The organism is Thiorhodococcus mannitoliphagus (genome assembly GCF_010915725.1).
Taxonomy (GTDB): Bacteria; Pseudomonadota; Gammaproteobacteria; order Chromatiales; family Chromatiaceae; genus Thiorhodococcus; species Thiorhodococcus mannitoliphagus.
The window spans coordinates 1-18,559 of record NZ_JAAIJR010000107.1 but is presented as its reverse complement, the minus strand read 5'-3'; the positions used below and the strand labels follow the sequence as shown (position 1 = coordinate 18,559).

Below are 18,559 nucleotides of genomic sequence, written 5' to 3'. Positions count from 1 at the left end.
AACAACTTCCCCCCTTTCGCAAAGGGGGGCCAGGGGGGATTTCGGACGGGATCGCTCACATCGGGAAACAATTGATGAGCGCTTTCTTAGGATGAATCGGCTGCGGAATCGGGAGAACGGTCCCTTTCGCCCCGCTTTTTCGTTACATAGAACCACTATGCGCCGCAAAACCGGGGCGAAATGGCCTCGCTCTCCCACTTCCTCGCTTCGATCCCCCCAAGTCGGACAGGCTCCTAGCCAACGCGTTCCCCGGCTGAGCGGGCCTCCACAAGCCCGTTGCGCTCCAGGACGCGATGGATCTTCTTCGTGGTGCGAATGAGCTGCGATAGGTCGCCCAAGCCAGGCCTCTCGCCCTGATCCAATCGCAGCTCCCAGGCGTCCAACTCCGACTCGAGATAGTCCAGCAGCTTCTTGGAACAACCATTGCACTCTCCAGAGCAAAGTTGCGCCTCGGCGGCGGCAAAGGGCATGGTCGAGCGGATCTGCCTGATCAGGCTGCGCATCGCCGTCCCAGTATCCGGTTTTCGCGACCGCGTTCGCTGATCGTCCAGCACGCGAGGTGACATCATTTCTCCGAGCAGTCTAGAAAGTGTCCATCAATTGTTTCCCGATGCGAGCGATGCCGCTTGAGAGCCCCCCTGCCCCCCTTTGAAAAAGGGGGGAAGTCGTTGATGGACACTTTCTTCTTTCTTGGGTAGCAAAGCGCAACGGCGATCCCTGGCCCCGGAAATCGTAACCGCAAAGGCGCAACTGACACGAAGAAGCGTTCGGGCCTGCCGCGGGCGGGCGCCTCATCCAAAGGGTGCGACTCGGCGCCTAGACAAGAGACTGACATGCCTTCTGCGCTTCTTTCCCGCTGCAGCTCGATCATTTTTTTCACGATCATTGATGTGGTTAACAGCTTTGGCGCAGTTCATGGAGCTACTGTCTCGAAAGGCTTTGATGCTTATTCAGGCACCATCGAAACGCCGTTGAGGGGGATGGCCCCCGAGACGAGCCAGCACCATCAATCCAGCGCAAACGCGAGCTAGAGTATGACCGCGAGGTGGAGTATGAAATCGATCAAGCGTGCGGCGGGCCTAGCCCTCGCAGCCCTGCTATCACTGCCCTTCATGGGCGCCTTTGCCAGTGGCGGCGCCTTGGACGCGGGCTTTCCTGGGTACATGGAACTGGACCCGCCCATCGTCGTCAATCTGGCGCGGACGCGCGGATCCAAGTACCTGCGCGCCGACATCCAGCTCTATATCGAGAGCAATGAGGAAGCGGATCTGGTGACGCTTCACATGCCACGCGTCCGCGATCGCCTGATCAGCCTATTGGCTGGGCGCGATGGAAGCACCCTCATGACCACGGAAGCACGCGAGACGCTCCGCGGCGAACTCTTGACCGACCTGCGGGAGGTCATGATGACGCAAGCCGGACGTCCGGCCATCAGTGGTCTCTATTTCACCGGGTTTATCATTCAGTAGCTGGAATCTCAGGCGATTTCCGGGAAAGAAGAGGCCCAGAGGATCAAGGGGCGAATGGACTCGCCCCGACAGCGACAAGGATTGTCAGAGATATAAGGATTCCGGGAAAGCGCCCAAATTCAGCGATTGGGCGGCATCCAGCATGGGTGATGCCGCCGTCAATCGGCCCCAACCTCAGCCGTCCTCGGGCGGCGTCCAGCCATCGTTCAGCGTGCGCATGAAGGCCACGATGGCCGCCTCTTCCTCCGGCGTAAGCCCCAGATCACCGAGTTCCTCGGTATTGAGATTCGCGACGACTTCGGGTGCGGGCCAGCAGTTCTTGCCGGGCTCTGGAGTCGCCAATGTCTCGCACTTGGGCTTGACGTCACGCGTGTTATAGAAATGCACGACCTCTTCCAGACTCTTCTGAGCGCCATTGTGCATGTAGGCTTTGACTAAGCCGTCTGAGGGACGGAGGTCGACATTACGCAGGCTGGGCACCTTGTACTTTCCCAGGTTCTCTGCCGCCAGGTGGGCGAAGCGGGGCACGGTCTCGAGGAAACCGCCCAGCCCGGGATCAATCCATTCGGCCCCTTGCGGGTTGCTCTCCGTCATCCCGTACCAGGGATTCGCGGGGTTTCTCGCAACACCGAGATTGTCATAGGTGAAATCCGTGAACAGCGGCGGCTCCCCGTGCTCACCAGGGGTATGGGGGTGACAGGCGGCGCAGTTGCCCTTGTCCTCACGCACGAAGAGTTCCAGACCCAGTGCCTCCTGCTCGGAGAGCGGAAATCGCTTGGGGTCGCGGAGATAGTGATCATACTTGGAGCTGAAGGCGTTCATCTCCGCTGAGCGCTCGAAGGCCTCGATCGCCCGCGCGGCCGCATTGAAGCCGGCAACGGGGTCGGAGCAAACGCCCTCCCCGAAATAGTCGCGGAACGACTGACCATGCCGACCTGCACAGATACGCCGGGTGACCTCGGCGGCATCGGGAAGATTCTGCTCGAAGGGGGTCAGGAAGGGACCTTGGGCTTGCTCCGCGACAGGGCTGCCCAACAGCCAACCCGTCGCCCGGCCGTCCCAAAAGGCACCGCCGACGAAGTGCTCCTCCTCTGGATCGATGTGGAGCGGCGGGCTGAAGCTCGCGTAGGCCGCCATGGGCGGTCTGCGCTTGCCGAAGCGTCCGCGCACCGCGCCCTCGTGGACGGCGCCCGAGGCGTTCATGGCGCTGTCAGGTCCGCTCCAGCCGACAGCCGGGGCGTGACAGCTCGCACAGGACTGGCCCGCTGGCTCAGAGAGCGTGGTGTCGAAAAAGAGCCGCTTCCCGAGTGCCGTCAGCGCATCCTCGGCGGCGGCGGCTTGGTGACTTGCAAGCGAGAGCAGGGGGATCGAAAGACCAGCGACTAGCGTTATCCTATTCATCTCGGATTCAGTTTGATCGTCTAATGTCAAATGGACTTGGAAAGAAATCGGTACTTGGCAAAGCAAGCTGTGATGTGACGGCAGCGGAGCGAGCGCCGGCAATGCCTGCGATTCAAGCGTCGCAACGCGGCGGACGCAGGCCCGAGGCACGACGGCACCCAGGCAGCAGATGACGCGAGGTACCGGCAGGGAACAGCTGCCAACCGCCGCTCTTCAGAACCCTTAGAAAGTGTCCATCATATTGTTTCCCGATGCGAGCGATGCCGCCCGAAATCCCCCCGACCCCCCGTTTGCGAAAGGGGGGGAAGTTGTTGATGGACGCTTTCTTAGATAACGCAACCGCCGGCGATTTCCAACACCGCATCGCCTCAGGAGATGCGAGTCACGCGCAACAAAGGTCGGGATCGCGACCCTGACCGCCGCCCAAGGCGATGACGTCATTCTATGCATAAGGCTGCGCCCGCATCCACGATCGGAATCATTGCACTCCTGTTGACCGCGCGTCTCGCTGCCGACGGACCCTTGGACCACGACGACGTCAAGCGGTTGCGCGAATCCGGCCAGATCCTGCCCATGAGCCAGGTGCTTGAGGCTGCCTACCGATTACAGCCCGGGCAGCTCGTCGAGGCCGAGTTGGAGCGCGAGGATGACGGCTATCACTACGAGATCAAGATCCTGGATGCGGCCGGTCAGATTCACGAGCTGGAGCTGGACGCCGCGAGCGCGGCACTCATCCATGACTCCGACAGATAAGGGACGAAGATGCGCCTACTCCTGGTCGAGGACGACGCCGCTCAGATCGCCGCGCTCCTGCCGAGCCTCAAGTCGGCCGGACTCGCCGTCGATCAGGCCCTGGACGGGCGCACCGCCGAAGCGCTTGGCGCCGTAGAGCCCTATGACGTCATCGTGCTGGATCTCGGTCTGCCGGGTCGCCCCGGACTCGAGGTGCTCCGCAACTGGCGCGCGCGCGGCATGAGCACGCCGGTACTGGTGCTGACCGCCCGCGATGCCTGGCACGAACGCGTCGACGGGCTCAAGGCCGGCGCCGACGACTATCTCGGTAAGCCCTTTCATATCGAGGAGCTGCTGGCGCGCATCCAGGCCCTAGCGCGGCGCGCCAACGGCAATCCAAGCCCAGTGCTCGAGGCCGGCGGGCTGCGGCTCGACGAGGGGCTGCAGCAGGTCGTCCTCCCAACGGGCAGTGTGCGCGAGCTGACCGGAACCGAGTTCCGGCTGCTGCGCTATCTGATGCGCAACCCCGGCCGACTGCTCTCGAAGACGCAGCTCATGGAGCACGTCTACGACCTGGAGAGCGAGCGCGGCAGCAATCTGATCGAGGTCTATATCCGGCGTCTGCGCGAGAAGATCGGCCGCGAGCGCATCCTCACCCAGCGCGGCCAAGGCTATCTCTTCCCCAAATGAGATCGCTCGAGGGACGGCTTCACCTCGGACTCGGCATCAGCCTGGTGCTGCTCATCGGCGCCGCCTGGTGGCTGGGACACAGGGCCCTGCATCACACGGCAGATGCCTTTGTGATCTCGCGGCTCGAGCATGACGCCGAGGGACTCCTCGGGGCGCTCTCGGTGACATTGGACGGCACGCCGCAGATCGGCGCGGAGCGGGTGACGCCCGTCTATGACCAGCCCTATTCGGGACATTACTTCGTCATCGCGATCAGCGGCGGCGAAGTGTTGCGCTCGCGCTCGCTCTGGGACGAGGACCTCCAGCCACCGGTGCTCCAGGCCGGCGAGACCACCACCTGGCGCGCGCCCGGACCGGCGGATCAACGGCTGCTTGCCTGGGCCGGGGGCTACCACATCGACGACCGGGATCTAGTGATCGTCATCGCTGAGGACCTCTCCCCGCTGAGCGGCGAGCTTCAGGGCTTTGAGCAGTTGTTCGCCATCATGGCCGTGGGCGGGCTCGCGCTCATCCTCTTGATCCAGCGCCTGGTCGTTCACCACACCTTCACCCGGCTGGAGCCCGTCTATCGCGACATCGAGCGGCTCGAGCATGGCAAGACCCTTTTCCTGACCGAAGAGGGTCCGACCGAGATCCGCCCCCTGGTCCGCAAGCTCAACCGCCTGCTGCTGCGGTTCGACCAGCGTCTGGAGCGCTCGCGCACCGCCGCCGGCAACCTCGCCCACGCGATCAAGGGACCGCTAAGCATGCTGCGTCAGCAGCTACAGGACCCGGGCCTCAGCATTGCGCCAGCGCAACGCGAGGCGCTGCTCGATCAGATCGAGCGGCTGCGCCGACTGGCCGAGCGCCAACTCAAGCGCGCACGTCTGGCCGGCGCGGGCGGGGCCGGCGTCAGCTTCGAGGCCGCCGAGGAGTTGCCGACCCTGGCCTGCCTCCTCACCCAGATTCACGCCCCCAAGCCAGTCGACCTCCAGCTGGACGACCGCACCCAGGGCCCGCTCAACCTGGACCGCGAGGACATGCTGGAACTGCTCGGCAACCTGCTCGACAACGCCTGCAAGTGGGCCGGAGCCAGGGTTTGTTGCGAACTCGAGATTGCGCAGGGACACCTGATCCTCTGCATCGAGGACGACGGCCCAGGCTGCTCGGAAGAGGCGCTCGCCGCCATCACCGGGCGCGGCGTGCGACTCGACGAGGAGGTCAGCGGCCACGGACTGGGACTCTCCATCGTCAAGGAGATCGTCGACAGCTATCAGGGCCGGATCGGCTTCGCGCGCTCGGCCAGGCTCGGCGGGCTGCGGGCCGAGGTCGAGCTTCCCCTTGGTGAGGACGCCTGAGAGGCGGTTAGGAAATCATCCTAGAGGCCCCGATGGACGGGTCGACTTCAGTCGCCCATCCGCGCAGGTGCGTTCGCGCTTCTTTGATGACCTCCAGCCCATCCACGCGGCCAGACGCACCCCCGATGCAGCGCCAGACGGTCGGTGGGAGCGGCCCCCCACCGCGATCGCGCGCCCATCGCGGCGGGGCGCCGCTCCCTCGTCGCTTAGAAAGCGTCCATCAACAACTTCCCCCCTTTCGCAAAGGGGGGTTAGGGGGGATTTCGGGCGGCATCGCTCGCATCGGGAAACAATTGATGGACACTTTCTTAGGATGCGCGGTCCCTCGTCAGCCGACTGGGCGGTCCGACGATCAGCGCCGAGGATCGCGACCAGCCGCGCTCACAATGAACCTGACGACTTGCTGACGGGGTCGCACAGCAATCGGTCAGCACCCTCCCGCTAAGCTGCCAGGCAAGTTCACGACACGTCGGAACGACGGATATCACAAAGCCGATATCACAAGCCATTTGCCTGAAGAGAGCACATCAATGACAACCTCCACGACAGCGGCGCCATCGGCCCGCGCGGAAGCCACCACCCCTGCCGCAGGGAGCCACCAGGTGCGCGTCTGGGACATCTTGGTCCGCACCTTCCATTGGACCCTGGTCGGCGCCATCGCCATTGCCTTCCTGACCGAGGACGAGCTGCTCGGTCTGCATGTCTGGGTCGGTTATCTCGCGCTTGGCCTGGTCGCCATCCGTGTCCTCTGGGGCGTGATCGGCACCCGGCACGCCCGCTTCACCGACTTCGTGCGCGGGCCGCACCAGGTCATGGCCTATCTCAAGGACGTCCTTGTCCGCAGGGCGCCGCGCTATTTGGGGCACAACCCTGCCGGCGGGGCCATGATCCTGGCGCTCTTGGTCGCCATCGTCGCCACGGGGCTGACGGGGATCTCACTCGATAGCGCCGGGGCCTTCGGCGGCGAGGCGCTGGAAGAGGTCCATGAGTTTTTCGCTTATCTCACCCTGACCCTCGTCATCACACACGTCGGCGGCGTGCTCCTTTCGAGCCTGCTGCATCGTGAAAATCTGATCAAGTCCATGATCACGGGCTACAAACGGAGAGCGGGCTGATGCGTCATCGCAGCCCCCTCTTGGTGGTCCTGACCATTGGCCTGCTTTCGCTGACCGCCCTCAGCGTCGCCTTTGCAGGCGACGGTGAAGGCGAGGAGCGCAGAGGTGGCGGCGGCACGGGCCATTGGATGCAATCCCGCGCACCGGTGACGACGCCCGGTCAAGCCACCTATGCGCAGGAATGCAGCGCCTGCCACATGGCCTACCAGGCGGCGCTGCTGCCGGCGCTGACCTGGGCGAGAATCATGTCCCCGGCGGCCCTTGGCAGTCACTATGGCGATGACGCCTCACTCTCAGCGGCCACCATCAACGAGATCACCACCTATCTGACCCGTAACGCGGCTGATCAGCGCGGCGATCGCCGCGCCCAGGCAATGGCTGCCGGCACGCCCAATCTCGCCGGTCCGGGTGAGACGCTGCCGCGCATCACCGACACGTCCTACTTCAAGCGCGAGCACGGGGAGATCCCCGCGCATCTGGTGCAAGACAACCCAGAGGTCGGCAGCTTCAGCCACTGCAATGCCTGCCATCGTCGAGCCACGGAGGGCGACTACAGCGAGCGGCAGATCGACATCCCAGGCTATGGGCCTTGGAAGGACTGATCTCGGCCGGGCGTCCTGCGCCCGGCTCGCCAAGACGACCAGGCAACGGCCAAAACCCACGAGAAATCGACAATGAGCACCACGGTCTTCTCCCTTCTTGTGATCGGGATGATCCTGATCCAGGTCGCAGGCTTCGCGGCCTTCAAGCTGTATCGCTACCAAGCCCGCTATCAGGCGCTCGAGTGCGGCGATACGGCGGTTAGGGTCCCGGCGGCCGTGCCTGGGCCGTCGCGCCACCCGACCGAGTCACCCGCCTGGACTGGGTATCGCGATTTCGTCGTGCGCCGGCGCATCACCGAGGATGCGGCAGGGAGTGTCTGCTCCTACTACTTGTTTCCGGTCGACGGCGAACCCCTGCCGGACTTTCGCCCAGGCCAGTATCTGACCTTCGCGCTCGACCTACCCGCAGCCGCAGACCAAGCGGGCAAGCCTCTGGTGCGCTGCTATTCGCTCTCGGACCGCCCGCGCCCCGACTGCTACCGCGTCTCCATCAAACGCATTCCGGCCCCGCCCGGCCGCCCCGAACTCACGCCCGGCCGCGGCTCCGGCCATTTCCACGACGCGGTCGTCGCAGGGACACGGCTTGCGGTCAAGGCGCCGAGCGGACACTTCCATCTGCACGACGACTGCACGCGGCCGATCGTCCTGATCGCCGGCGGTATCGGAATCACGCCCCTGCTGAGCATGCTCAACACCCTCGCCCACCGGCGCGATCCGCGCGAGGTCTGGCTCTTCTACGGCGTTCGCAACGGCACCGAACACATCATGAAGGGCCACCTGCAGAGCCTGCGCGACACTCATCCGGGCTTGCGCCTGCACCTCTGCTACGGCGATCCGAGTGAGCAGGACCGCGCGGGCGTCGACTACGACCACCGCGGCTGGCTCGACATCCATCTGCTGCGCCAGACGCTGCCCTTCGGACGCTACGCCTTCTACGTCTGCGGCCCACCGCCCATGATGGAGACCTTGATCCCCGCCCTAGAAGCGGCCGGCGTCTCGCCCGAGGACATCCATTACGAGACCTTTGGCCCGGCGTCGCTCAAGCGGCGTCCGGCCAGCAGCGACGCGCCGGCGGTCTCCACTGCCGAGGTGCGCTTCAGCCGCAGCGGCAAGACCCTGCCCTGGGGTTCGGCCGGCTCGCTGCTCGAGCTGGCCGAGGACGCGGGCATCGCCGTGGAGTCCGGCTGCCGCGCCGGCAGCTGCGGCTGCTGCCAGACCGCACTCGAGTCCGGCGAGGTGCGCTACAGCCAGACACCGGATGCCGAGATCGCGCCCGGGCACTGCCTCCTCTGCATCGCCGAACCGACGACGGACGTGACGCTCAAGCTCTGAGGGGCTGCCGCTGACGCCGCAGGTCTGGTCCGCGCTGCGGACTAGACCGAATCACGCCATGCAGCAATCTAGGGTCCGCCGCGCGGACCGAATCGCCAGAGACTAAAGACGCATGAAGTCTTCGATCCTTCGCAAAGAAATCCTACCCTTCGCCGCGATGTTCGGTTTGCTGCTGGTCGCGGCCGTCATCACGGATGCACTGCTGCATCTGCTCGGACTCGTTTGGATCGGGCGTTTCCTCGGCATTCCAGGCACCCTGCTCATCCTGCTCTCATTGCTCTACTCGATGCGCAAGCGCAAGCTGATCCAGATCGGCGAGCCCAAGCGCCTGCTGCGGCTGCATGAGGTCTTCACCTGGCTCGGCGCGCTCATGATCCTGGTCCACGCCGGCATCCACGTCTACGCCCTGCTTCCCTGGCTGGCACTGCTCGCCATGCTGGTGACCCTCGCGAGCGGCATGACCGGGCAGTATCTCCTCGAGCGTTCGCGGCGCCAGCTGCGGGAAGAACGCGACGCCCATGCGCGGCGCGACCTGAGCGACACGGCCATCGAGAAGGCCGTCTTCTGGGACGCCGTCACGCTCGGCATGATGAAGAAGTGGCGCAGCGTGCACCTGCCCATCACCCTCGCCTTCGCCACCCTAGGACTCGCGCACATCCTCAGCATCCTCCTGTTCTGGCAATGGAAATGAAGAAGAACCCGCTCCTCTACATCGTCGCCGCCAACCTCGCGGTGCTCCTGGTCCTCGCCGTGCTCTATCCGCACCTCATGATCGAGCCCGGCAAGCTGATGGCCGGCCACGAAGCGCTCGAGACCGACTGCTTCGCCTGCCATAGCCCCTTCATCGGCAGCCGGCCGGCGAAGTGCGTGCAATGCCACGCGCCGGCCGAGATCGGGCTGGTCACCACCCAGGGACTGCCCATCGCCGGCGAGCGCAAGCTGGGACCCTTCCACCAGAAGCTGATCGAGACCGACTGCGTGGCCTGTCACAGCGATCACAAGGGCGTCCAGTCCTTTCGCCCCATTGGCCAGTTCTCGCATGGTCTGCTGCAGGCCGGACTGCGCGCGCAATGCAGCGGCTGTCACGCGCGTCCAGGCGACAGCCTGCACCGCGACCTCACCGCCAATTGCGCCGACTGTCACTCCGACAAGGCCTGGCGGCCGGCCACGCTCGACCACGACCAATTCTTCCGCCTCGACAGCGAGCATCGCGCCGAATGCCGGACATGCCATATGAATCAGAGTTACGAGGGCTACACTTGCTACGGTTGCCACGAACACTCGCGGGCCGGCATCCGCGCCGAGCATGTCGAGGAAGGCATCTATGACTACGAGAACTGCGTGGAATGCCACCGCAGCGGCGACGCCGAGGCGGACGAGCACGGAGCGCACCGAGAGTCCGGAAAGCACGGCCGGAAAGACCGTGACGACCGGGAAAACGATGAGCGAGAAGGCGGCCGCGGCTGGCGCGGCGGCGAGCACGAGCACGAGCACGAGCACGAGGATGACGATTGACGACGCCTGATCCAATCACGCCGAAGCCCTTGGACGCGGCCGCCAACGCGGCCGAGACTGGCCGTCTGCTGCGCCTCGCGACCTATGCCTCGGTCGCCACGGCCTGCCTGCTCATCCTGGCCAAGCTCATCGCCTGGCTGATGACTGGCTCGGTCAGTGTCCTGGCGTCTTTGGTGGACTCGACCATGGACGCGGGCGCCTCGCTGGTGAATCTGCTGGCCGTGCGCTGGTCGCTAGCCCCGCCGGATGCCGAGCATCGCTTCGGTCACGGCAAGGCCCAAGCGCTCGCCGCCTTGGCACAGGCCGCCTTCATCGCCGGCTCGGCGGGCTTCCTCGCGCTCGAAGCCATGGACCGGCTGCTGCACCCGCGCCCGATCGCCGAGATTGGCGTCGGTGTGACCGTCATCGGCTTCGCCATCGTCGTCACACTCGGCCTCCTGGCGGTTCAGCGCCACGTCATCCGCCGCACGGGCTCGCCAGCCATCCGCGCGGACGCGCTGCACTATGCGACGGACCTCGCGACCAATACGGCTACCTTGGTCGCCCTTGGCATCACTGCGCTGGGCTGGGATGGAGCAGACCCGCTGTTCGGTCTCGCCATTGGCGCCTACATCTTCTACAGCGCGGTGCGCATTGCCTTGGAAGCCATCCAGCTGCTCATGGACCACGAGTTACCCGAACCGCAACGTCAGCGCATCGCCGAGCTGGTGCGGGCCATCCCCGGTGTGCTCGGCATGCACGATCTGCGCACCCGCCAATCCGGCCAGTCCCAAATCATTCAGTTTCATCTTGAGCTGGATGGGCAGCTTCCACTCAACGAAGCCCATCGGATTGGCAAAGCGGCGGAAGCGGCGATTCAGACCGCGTATCCAGATTCGGACATCATCATCCATCAGGATCCGATCGCTGGGTGATGTGTACGGATCTGGCGCCAAGCCTCGGGGGGACACCGCGCCAACGCAGGCGCTCAATCTCGGGCCGACGTCCCCCGTCATCCCAGCGTCACGGCATCTTGACTTCTGAGACGGCTAAAGGCTTCGAGTCCAGGTCAAGGCTCGCAGCCTCACGCCGACGATGCTTTCTATCCGAGTATTCAGGTTGGTTTCAGCTTGGGACCCTAGGATGCCCCATCATGGACAAGAAAATAGCCTTTCAGCCCCACCTGGCCTCGCGTCGGCGCCCGCCCGCCTCGCTCCTAGCGCTCCTGGTGCTCGCCACCGGCGGCGTGCAGGCGGGCAGCCTCGGCGGCGCCATCTCCTCGGCGCTCGAGCAGGCCGCCCAGCAGCCGCGTGTCGGCGCCATCCGCGCCGAGCGAGACGCCGTGCGCCGCCAGGCCGAGAGCCTGATCGCCGAGGACCCGGCGCTGCGTGTCAAGCACATCTCTGACCGCATCGACCAAGACCAAGGCGCCTACGAATGGGAGGCCATGGTCGATCTCCCACTCTGGATGCCTGGCCAGCGCGACGCGCGTCAGGGCGTCGCCACGGCCATCGGTGGCCAAGCGGACACCCTGACGCGCCTGCTGCGCTGGGAGATGGCCGGGCGCGTCCGCGAGGCCCTCTGGAACACCGCGCTCGCCCAGGGCCGTCTGACCCAGGCCGAGCAGGCACTCGCCAGCGCCCGCGCCCTCGAGGCGACCGTGGCCAAGCGCGTCAAGGCCGGCGAGCTGGCGCGGGTCGACCTGCTGGTGGCGCGCCAGGACGCGCTCGACCGCGAGGCCGAACTGCAAGCGGCTCAGGTCGAGCACGCGCGCACGCTCGCCATCTATCGTCAGCTCACCGGAGAGTCGGAGCTGCCGGAGCCACTCTTCGAATCGGCGCCCAAGCCCGAGGCGACGACCGAGCTGCCTGCCGAGCATCCACTCCTGAGCGATGCCGACAGCGCGCTGGCGCTGGCACGGGCCGAGCGCGCACGCGCTCAGAGCGAGCGGCGCGGCAATCCGGTGCTCAGTCTCGGCGGCATCCGCACGCGCGACGCGCGCGGCACGGATGCCCAGCACGCCGTGCAGATGGAGATCAACCTGCCCTTCGGGCTCGCCAGTCAATCCGCGCCCAAAATCGCGGCCGCCGAGCGGTCCTACACCGAGCGCATGGCCGATTTCCAGCAGACACGACGCCAGGCCGAGCAGCGGCTCACCGAGGCGCGCGTGAACCGCAGCGGTGCGGCCGAGGCGCTGACCGTCGCGGAGCGCCGCCACAGTCTCGCCCACGAGGCCCTGGATCTCGTCCGTCGCGCCTTCGACCTGGGCGAGACGGATCTGACCACCCGACTGCGCGCCGAGGAGCGCGCCCGCCAGGCGAGCATGGACCTGGAACTGCGCCGTCTGGAGCAAGGCCGAGCGCTGGCCGAGATCAATCAAGCCCTAGGAGTCGTCCCCGAATGAATCGAGCCGCCCTCATCACCGCCACCCGTCCCACGCTCGGCGTGCTCGCCCTGCTGCTGCCGCTGACCGCGTCGGCCGCCGACCTGATCACGCTCGACGCCGAGCAGCAGCGTGCCTTCGGTATCGACCTCATCGCGCCACTCGCGGCCGAAGCACGGCTCTCGCGCCGCTACCCGGCCGAGGTCGCCGTGCCGAACCGCCAGCTGCGCGTGGTCGCCGCGCCCCAGGGGGGTGTGCTGGAGACCCTGCGCGTCGCCGAGGGTGAGCAGGTCGCGGCCGGGCAGGTCATCGCCGAGCTGCGCAGCCCGGACCTGGTCGACACCCAGAGCCAGTACCTCGAGTCGCTGATCCGGCTCGAGCTGGCCGAGAGCGAACTGGCGCGCGACCGCAAGCTGCATCAGGAAGGTATCATTGCCGAGCGCCGACTGCTCCAGAGCCAGTCCAAGCAGCGCGAGCTGGCGACCCTGGTCGAACAGCGCCATCAACTGCTGGAGCTGGCCGGCCTCGACGCAGCGGACATCGAGACCCTCACCCGGACCCGTCGGCTGACGAGCACGCTGCCGATCCATGCCCCGATCGCCGGGGTAGTGCTCGAGCAGATGGTCAGCACCGGGCAATCGATGACCGCCGCCGACCCCCTCTATCGGATCGGCGAGCTGGATCCGCTTTGGCTGGAGATCCATGTCCCCGTCGGCCAGCTCGGCGGCCTCGCCGTCGGCAACCAGGTCTTCCTGACCCGTCAGGGCACGGCCGGCAAGATCATCACCATCGGACGCATGGTCCACGGCCGCGACCAGGGCGTGCTGGTGCGTGCCGAGATCCACGAGGGCAGCCGGGAACTGCGCCCAGGTCAGTTCGTCGAGGTCCAGTTGATGGCCGCGCTCGAGGAGGGGGCGAACGCAGGCGAGACCGCGCAGGGCTGGCGCCTGCCCTCGAGCGCGCTGGTGCGCGATGGCGAGGCGACCTATATCTTCATCGCCCGTGAGGGCGGCTTCGCCGCCGAGCCGGTGACAGTCGTCGGCGAGGAGGAGCAGAGCGTGGTCGTGAACGGCGCGCTTGTGGCCGCCGATCAGGTCGCCATCAGCGGCGTGGTCGCACTCAAGGCTGCCTGGCTGGGAGGCGAGTGATGCTCGCACGCCTGATCCAGTTAGCACTCACCCAGCGGCTGCTGATGCTGCTAACCATGGGACTGCTGATCGGCGGCGGCTGGAAGGCCCTCCAGCAGACCCCGATCGACGCCTTTCCCGACGTCTCGACCACCCAGGTCAAGATCATCGTCAAGGCCCCCGGCATGACGCCCGAAGAGGTCGCCTCGCGCATCACCAGCCTGATCGAGGTGGAGATGCTCGGCATCCCCAACCAGACCATGCTGCGCTCCGTCGCCAAGTATGCGCTCACCGACATCACGGTCGACTTCGCCGAGGGCACCGACATCTATTGGGCGCGCCAGCAGGTCTCCGAGCGGCTCAACGCCATCTGGGGCGACCTGCCCGAGGGCGTCGAAGGCGGCATCGCCCCCATGACCACGCCGCTCGGCGAGATGTTCATGTTCAGCATCGAGGGCGGCGGCCTGACGCTGGCCGAGCGGCGCGACCTGCTCGACTGGACCATCCGTCCAGTGCTGCGCTCGGTGTCGGGCGTGGCCGAGGTCAACTCCCTCGGCGGATACGTGACCACCTTCGAGGTGGTACCGGACAACGCCCGCATGGCCGCGCACGGCATCCAGCTCTCCGACCTGCGCGATGCCATCGCCGCCAACAACCGCAACGATGGCGCCGGGCGTCTGGACGAGGGCGAGGAGTCGCTGCTGGTGCGTGGCGAGGGCGCCGTGCGGACGCTCGACGACCTGGCCGCCATCGTCGTCGGCGGCGACGCGCGCCAACCGGTGCGGGTCGCGGACGTGGCCGAGGTGCGGCGCTCGGCGCTCACCCGCTACGGCGCCGTGACCCGCGACGGCGCGGGCGAGGCGGTGCAGGGGCTGGTGCTGGGGCTGCGCGGCGCCAACGCCCGCACCCTGGTCCAGGGCGTGCAGGACAAGCTTGACGCGCTGGCGCCAAGTCTGCCGGAGGGCGTGCACATCGACGTCTTCTACGACCGCGGCGTGCTGGTCGACAAGGCCGTGCACACGGTCTCCAAGGCACTGATCGAGGCGACCGTGCTGGTGCTCATCCTGCTCGTGCTCTTCCTCGGCGACCTGCGCGCGGCCCTGACCGTTGCCCTGATCCTGCCGCTGGCGGCGCTGGCGACCTTCATCCTCATGCACCAGTTCGGGCTCTCGGCCAACCTCATGTCGCTCGGCGGTCTGGCGATCGCCATCGGCATGCTGGTCGACGCCGCCGTGGTCGTGGTCGAGAACATGGTCACCCAGCTCGCAAGCGGCGCGGCGGGCGGGCGCCTGCCGCGGCTGCACCTCATCTACCGGGCGACGCGGGAGGTCGCGGTGCCGGTGTCCTCGGGCATCCTCATCATCATCATCGTCTTCCTACCGCTACTGACGCTCCAGGGGCTCGAAGGCAAGCTGTTCGTGCCAGTCGCACTGACCATCGTCTTCGCCCTCGCCAGCTCGCTGCTGCTGTCGCTGACTGTCATCCCGGTGCTCGCCTCCTATCTGCTTGGCGCCGGCCAGCACAGCGACCCCTGGCTGCCGCGCATGCTGACCCGGCTCTACATGCCGGTGCTCGACTGGGCGCTGCGCCGTCAGGCCTGGGTGATCGTCGCGGCGGGCGGGCTGCTGGTGCTGGCCAGTCTGCTCTACACCCAAATCGGCAAGACCTTCATGCCGACCATGGACGAGGGCGATCTCATCGTCCAACTCGAGAAGCTACCCTCGATCAATCTGGCCGAGTCGATCGCCATCGATCAGCGTGTGCAGCGCGCCATCATGGAAGAAGTGCCGGAGGTGAAAGGCATCATCGCACGCACCGGCTCGGACGAGCTGGGGCTGGACCCCATGGGGCTGAACCAAACCGACAGCTTCCTGGTGCTGCAGCCGCGCGAACAATGGCGCTTCGCGACCAAGGAGGAGCTGATCGACGCGATCCGCCAGGTGCTCGACCGCTTCCCCGGCGTCGACTATGCCTTCACCCAGCCGATCGAGATGCGCGTCTCCGAAATGCTGACCGGCGTGCGCGGCGATCTGGCGGTCAAGATCTTCGGCGGCGACCAGGACCGGCTCAACCAGGTCGCCGAGTCGATCGTCGGCGTACTCGAGGGCATCCCAGGGTCTCAGGACGTCTATACCCCGCGCAACGAGGGCGCTCAGTATCTCAACCTGGTCGTCGACCGGCTCGAGGCGGGACGGCTCGGCATCGATGCCGACGCACTCGCCGCCGCCCTGCGCGCCCAGGTCGAGGGGCTGCGCGTCGGTACCGTCTACCTGGACGACAAACGCCGCGCGGTCATCATCCGCGGTCCCGAGGAGCAACGCCGCTCCCCATCGCGCTTTGCCGGCCTGCAAATCGCCCTACCCGACGGGCGCGCCGTCCCGCTCGCCAACCTGGTCCAGATGGAGCGTGTCGAGGGACCGGTGGCGCTGAGCCGCGAGCGCGGCAACCAGATGGCGGTGGTCATCGCCAACGTCGACGGACGCGACCTGGTCGGCTTCGTCGAAGAGGCCAGGCAGGCGGTCAGCGAGCAGGTGAAGCTGCCGACCGGTTACTGGCTGGAATGGGGCGGTCAGTTCGAGAACCAGCAGCGTGCCGCCGCCCGGTTGGCGCTTGTGGTGCCGATCGCGCTCGGGCTCATCTTCCTGGTGCTCTTCTCGACCTTCCGCTCGGCGCGCCAAGCATTGCTGGTGCTCGCCAACGTCCCCTTCGCGCTCATCGGCGGCGTCTTCGGGCTCGCCCTGACCGGCGAGTATCTCTCGGTGCCAGCCTCGGTCGGCTTCATCGCCCTGCTCGGCATCGCCGTGCTCAACGGCGTGGTCATGGTGACCTACTTCAATCAACTGCGTGCCCTTGGACGCCCGATCCAGGAGGTCGTGGTCGAGGGGGCCAGGCGCCGGCTGCGCCCGGTCCTCATGACCGCCAACATCGCCGCCTTCGGCCTGGTCCCCCTGCTATTCGCCACCGGCCCCGGCTCCGAGATCCAGCGTCCGCTAGCCATCGTCGTCATCGGCGGGCTCATGTCCGCGACGGCCCTGACCCTCATCCTGCTACCCATCCTCTATCGTCGCTTCGGCGAAGGATGAAGCAGCGCCTCAACACCCAACACCACCGACCACTGACAACTGACAACTGACAACTGAAGCCCCCCCAAATGCCCAACCAGCTCATCTACCTGATCGTCCCTCCAGCCGCCGAAGACGTTGTCGCCGAGTGGCTGCTCGAGCGCGACGACGTGCCTGGCTTCACCAGCACCCCGGTCTCCGGGCACGGCTCATCCGAGCGTTCCATGACACTCGCCGAGCAGGTCGCTGGGCGCTCGCGTCGCGTCATGTTCTTCATTCATCTGCCCACGCCGGTCGCCGCGAGCGTCTTGGCCGCGCTGCGAGAGGAATTCAGCGGCAGCGGAATCCACTACTGGCTCGTGCCGGTCCTGGAGTTCGGAAGGCTCGAGTAGCCAGCGCCATGGTCTTGCGGTCTGCACCAATCCAGAGGTTCAGCGCCTAAAGGCCGATACCAGGGTCAGCTCAGCGCGCATCTCGCGCGAGCACCAGCAGGGCTCGAGTCACCACTCAGGAGCAATGACGTGAGAACTGAGATCGATGGGGTCGGACGTGCACCTGGCCAGTGGATCCCCATTGCGATCGTCCTCGCCGCGCTGTCGTCAGTGACGGGAGCCGGGTGCGCAACGAACCCCGCTGCATCAGCGGCGCCTGGATTGACGATCGAGAAGGTCGCTTCGAGGGAGGTCGTCGTAGATTCTGTGCGAACCGAGAACCGCAGCGACGGTATCCGCGTTTACGGGAGCGCCTCACGCAGGATCTCCAGGCGCGGGGCCGTTCCCGGACAGGTGAACCTCGCCATCATGAGTCCGGACGGTCGAGTCCTGTCAGAGACCCAAGCCAGCTTGATGCGACGCAACCGGCAGGCACAATCGGCCCGTTTCAACGCGCTTCTGCCCGTCGAGGCGCCCCCTGGATCTGTGTTGCGCGTCACCGCCCTGCCGGACCCCTGCTGCAGCTTCTGAGAGGGATTCCAGGAAAGGCTCCACTTAGAAAGTGACCATCAACAACTTCCCCCCTTTCGCAAAGGGGGGCAAGGGGGGATTGCGGACGGGATCGCTCACATCGGGAAACAGTTGATGGGCGCTTCCTTAGGACTAACCCAGACGCGCCGGACTTGGCGTGCGCAGCTGGACCAACTGAAACCGCGCAAACGCGGAGCAGCTATGCGTCGCGTCGAATCCTGTTCGCTGATATCTTCCATTGAAGGTGATCTTTGAACCAGGTCCGCTTAAGTGGAGGCCCCGTAGTCCCATGATGGAGCGCTCGACATGATGGGACGCAAGAGTCACTCGCCGCGCCAATGCGCCTGGATGAAGAAACAGCCTCCGCAAGGCAGCGGCTCGAATCGGATGAGGATGTTGAGCGGATCAGGCGCGATAGCTCCAGCAGCCAGCGAGGGATCGCTTTTCTCCCGCGCCGACGCCTTGTTGATGGCGTCGAGCGGCAGGCTGACTTCGATGAGCTTCTTCCTCATCTGGCTCGTCGCGCTCCTGAATCAGTGTGGTCCTGTCTGCTCGCAGCCCGCCCTGCTGGAGCTGCTGTTGCTGCTGGCTCCCACGCTCCGGAGCGTGGGAGCCAGCGCGTGGCTTTGGGAAGGTCGGGGCCGACCGCGACGAGGTGGCAGTGGTTTTCCATCAGCACTTAGCCGTAGAGGGCAAGGCGCTGCTCGGTTTGCAGGAAGGTTAGCGCGTCGAGGATGATTTGGGCGTTGCCGGGGTGGGAGAAGATGGGCAGCCATTGCAGAACTCCTGACATACGCCCATTAACTCGCTGAAATGGTGTTATAATTCTGGCTTGAATCGATAAATAAATACG

Annotated in this window: 19 protein-coding genes; 16 read left to right on the top strand and 3 right to left on the bottom strand. The window is 65.9% G+C overall.

The window, feature by feature from the left end; all coding sequences use genetic code 11:
• Positions 1 to 233: 233 nt before the first annotated feature.
• Positions 234 to 503 carry a hypothetical protein gene (locus G3480_RS20030; RefSeq protein ID WP_206171803.1) on the bottom strand — a complete coding sequence of 90 codons (270 nt, stop codon included), beginning with the start codon at positions 501 to 503 and terminating at the stop codon, positions 234 to 236.
• Between the two features lie 330 nt (positions 504 to 833).
• Between G3480_RS20030 and G3480_RS20025 the strand changes: the two genes are divergently transcribed.
• Entirely contained in the window at positions 834 to 1,031 is a 198-nt protein-coding gene (locus G3480_RS20025) for a hypothetical protein (protein ID WP_164655664.1), read from the top strand.
• Between the two features lie 21 nt (positions 1,032 to 1,052).
• Positions 1,053 to 1,469 (top strand): flagellar basal body-associated FliL family protein, encoded by a 417-nt coding sequence (locus tag G3480_RS20020; protein WP_164655663.1) that lies wholly within the window; start codon positions 1,053 to 1,055, stop codon positions 1,467 to 1,469.
• A 174-nt stretch (positions 1,470 to 1,643) separates the two neighbouring features.
• On the opposite strand, the gene G3480_RS20015 is transcribed toward G3480_RS20020, so the two are convergent.
• Positions 1,644 to 2,870, bottom strand: coding sequence for a cytochrome-c peroxidase (locus tag G3480_RS20015; RefSeq protein ID WP_164655662.1), 1,227 nt, complete (start codon positions 2,868 to 2,870; stop codon positions 1,644 to 1,646).
• Positions 2,871 to 3,314: 444 nt separating this feature from the next.
• On the opposite strand from G3480_RS20015, the gene G3480_RS20010 reads away from it, so the two are divergent.
• The 14 genes from G3480_RS20010 to G3480_RS19945 all read left to right on the top strand — a co-directional run bounded on the left by G3480_RS20010 (position 3,315) and on the right by G3480_RS19945 (position 17,706).
• The gene (locus G3480_RS20010) at positions 3,315 to 3,623 is read left to right on the top strand and encodes a PepSY domain-containing protein (protein ID WP_164655661.1); all 309 of its coding nucleotides are present in this window, start codon (positions 3,315 to 3,317) and stop codon (positions 3,621 to 3,623) included.
• Positions 3,624 to 3,632: 9 nt separating this feature from the next.
• Positions 3,633 to 4,292 (top strand): response regulator transcription factor, encoded by a 660-nt coding sequence (locus G3480_RS20005; protein WP_164655660.1) that lies wholly within the window; start codon positions 3,633 to 3,635, stop codon positions 4,290 to 4,292.
• The gene (locus G3480_RS20000; protein ID WP_164655659.1) at positions 4,289 to 5,629 is read left to right on the top strand and encodes an ATP-binding protein; all 1,341 of its coding nucleotides are present in this window, start codon (positions 4,289 to 4,291) and stop codon (positions 5,627 to 5,629) included. The genes G3480_RS20005 and G3480_RS20000 overlap by 4 nt, the downstream gene beginning before the upstream one ends.
• 530 nt (positions 5,630 to 6,159) lie before the next feature.
• The gene (locus G3480_RS19995) at positions 6,160 to 6,744 is read left to right on the top strand and encodes a cytochrome b/b6 domain-containing protein (RefSeq protein ID WP_164655658.1); all 585 of its coding nucleotides are present in this window, start codon (positions 6,160 to 6,162) and stop codon (positions 6,742 to 6,744) included.
• The gene (locus tag G3480_RS19990) at positions 6,744 to 7,346 is read left to right on the top strand and encodes a cytochrome C (RefSeq protein ID WP_164655657.1); all 603 of its coding nucleotides are present in this window, start codon (positions 6,744 to 6,746) and stop codon (positions 7,344 to 7,346) included. Before G3480_RS19995 ends, G3480_RS19990 begins: the two co-directional genes overlap by 1 nt.
• Positions 7,347 to 7,418: 72 nt before the next feature.
• A complete protein-coding gene (locus tag G3480_RS19985) occupies positions 7,419 to 8,678 on the top strand; it encodes a 2Fe-2S iron-sulfur cluster-binding protein (protein ID WP_164655656.1) in 1,260 nt (419 codons plus the stop codon).
• Between the two features lie 112 nt (positions 8,679 to 8,790).
• Positions 8,791 to 9,369 carry a hypothetical protein gene (locus tag G3480_RS19980; protein WP_164655655.1) on the top strand — a complete coding sequence of 193 codons (579 nt, stop codon included), beginning with the start codon at positions 8,791 to 8,793 and terminating at the stop codon, positions 9,367 to 9,369.
• Positions 9,366 to 10,193 (top strand): class III cytochrome C family protein, encoded by an 828-nt coding sequence (locus G3480_RS19975; RefSeq protein WP_240905941.1) that lies wholly within the window; start codon positions 9,366 to 9,368, stop codon positions 10,191 to 10,193. Before G3480_RS19980 ends, G3480_RS19975 begins: the two co-directional genes overlap by 4 nt.
• Complete coding sequence (locus G3480_RS19970; protein ID WP_420824632.1) at positions 10,190 to 11,107, top strand: cation diffusion facilitator family transporter; 918 nt, start codon at positions 10,190 to 10,192, stop codon at positions 11,105 to 11,107. Before G3480_RS19975 ends, G3480_RS19970 begins: the two co-directional genes overlap by 4 nt.
• Before the next feature lie 218 nt (positions 11,108 to 11,325).
• Positions 11,326 to 12,576 carry a TolC family protein gene (locus G3480_RS19965; RefSeq protein WP_164655653.1) on the top strand — a complete coding sequence of 417 codons (1,251 nt, stop codon included), beginning with the start codon at positions 11,326 to 11,328 and terminating at the stop codon, positions 12,574 to 12,576.
• Positions 12,573 to 13,703: an efflux RND transporter periplasmic adaptor subunit gene (locus G3480_RS19960; RefSeq protein WP_164655652.1), complete on the top strand. Its 1,131-nt coding sequence runs from the start codon at positions 12,573 to 12,575 to the stop codon at positions 13,701 to 13,703. The genes G3480_RS19965 and G3480_RS19960 overlap by 4 nt, the downstream gene beginning before the upstream one ends.
• Positions 13,703 to 16,765 carry an efflux RND transporter permease subunit gene (locus tag G3480_RS19955; protein ID WP_164655651.1) on the top strand — a complete coding sequence of 1,021 codons (3,063 nt, stop codon included), beginning with the start codon at positions 13,703 to 13,705 and terminating at the stop codon, positions 16,763 to 16,765. Before G3480_RS19960 ends, G3480_RS19955 begins: the two co-directional genes overlap by 1 nt.
• Positions 16,766 to 16,833: 68 nt before the next feature.
• Positions 16,834 to 17,136 carry a DUF3240 family protein gene (locus G3480_RS19950; protein WP_164655650.1) on the top strand — a complete coding sequence of 101 codons (303 nt, stop codon included), beginning with the start codon at positions 16,834 to 16,836 and terminating at the stop codon, positions 17,134 to 17,136.
• 129 nt (positions 17,137 to 17,265) lie between these two features.
• Entirely contained in the window at positions 17,266 to 17,706 is a 441-nt protein-coding gene (locus tag G3480_RS19945; protein ID WP_164655649.1) for a hypothetical protein, read from the top strand.
• Positions 17,707 to 18,029: 323 nt separating this feature from the next.
• Here the strand turns inward: G3480_RS19945 and G3480_RS27940 are convergent, their stop codons facing one another.
• On the bottom strand, positions 18,030 to 18,218 hold the full coding sequence (locus G3480_RS27940; RefSeq protein WP_206171802.1) for a hypothetical protein: 189 nt from the start codon (positions 18,216 to 18,218) through the stop codon (positions 18,030 to 18,032).
• Positions 18,219 to 18,559 lie beyond the last annotated feature (341 nt).

Coding starts and splice junctions, on each gene's coding strand:
- G3480_RS20030 (WP_206171803.1), bottom strand. CDS start 503: ATGCGCAGCCTGATCAGGCAGATCCGCTCGACCATGCCCTTTGCCGCC.
- G3480_RS20025 (WP_164655664.1), top strand. CDS start 834: ATGCCTTCTGCGCTTCTTTCCCGCTGCAGCTCGATCATTTTTTTCACG.
- G3480_RS20020 (WP_164655663.1), top strand. CDS start 1,053: ATGAAATCGATCAAGCGTGCGGCGGGCCTAGCCCTCGCAGCCCTGCTA.
- G3480_RS20015 (WP_164655662.1), bottom strand. CDS start 2,870: ATGAATAGGATAACGCTAGTCGCTGGTCTTTCGATCCCCCTGCTCTCG.
- G3480_RS20010 (WP_164655661.1), top strand. CDS start 3,315: ATGCATAAGGCTGCGCCCGCATCCACGATCGGAATCATTGCACTCCTG.
- G3480_RS20005 (WP_164655660.1), top strand. CDS start 3,633: ATGCGCCTACTCCTGGTCGAGGACGACGCCGCTCAGATCGCCGCGCTC.
- G3480_RS20000 (WP_164655659.1), top strand. CDS start 4,289: ATGAGATCGCTCGAGGGACGGCTTCACCTCGGACTCGGCATCAGCCTG.
- G3480_RS19995 (WP_164655658.1), top strand. CDS start 6,160: ATGACAACCTCCACGACAGCGGCGCCATCGGCCCGCGCGGAAGCCACC.
- G3480_RS19990 (WP_164655657.1), top strand. CDS start 6,744: ATGCGTCATCGCAGCCCCCTCTTGGTGGTCCTGACCATTGGCCTGCTT.
- G3480_RS19985 (WP_164655656.1), top strand. CDS start 7,419: ATGAGCACCACGGTCTTCTCCCTTCTTGTGATCGGGATGATCCTGATC.
- G3480_RS19980 (WP_164655655.1), top strand. CDS start 8,791: ATGAAGTCTTCGATCCTTCGCAAAGAAATCCTACCCTTCGCCGCGATG.
- G3480_RS19975 (WP_240905941.1), top strand. CDS start 9,366: ATGAAGAAGAACCCGCTCCTCTACATCGTCGCCGCCAACCTCGCGGTG.
- G3480_RS19965 (WP_164655653.1), top strand. CDS start 11,326: ATGGACAAGAAAATAGCCTTTCAGCCCCACCTGGCCTCGCGTCGGCGC.
- G3480_RS19960 (WP_164655652.1), top strand. CDS start 12,573: ATGAATCGAGCCGCCCTCATCACCGCCACCCGTCCCACGCTCGGCGTG.
- G3480_RS19955 (WP_164655651.1), top strand. CDS start 13,703: ATGCTCGCACGCCTGATCCAGTTAGCACTCACCCAGCGGCTGCTGATG.
- G3480_RS19950 (WP_164655650.1), top strand. CDS start 16,834: ATGCCCAACCAGCTCATCTACCTGATCGTCCCTCCAGCCGCCGAAGAC.
- G3480_RS27940 (WP_206171802.1), bottom strand. CDS start 18,218: ATGAGGAAGAAGCTCATCGAAGTCAGCCTGCCGCTCGACGCCATCAAC.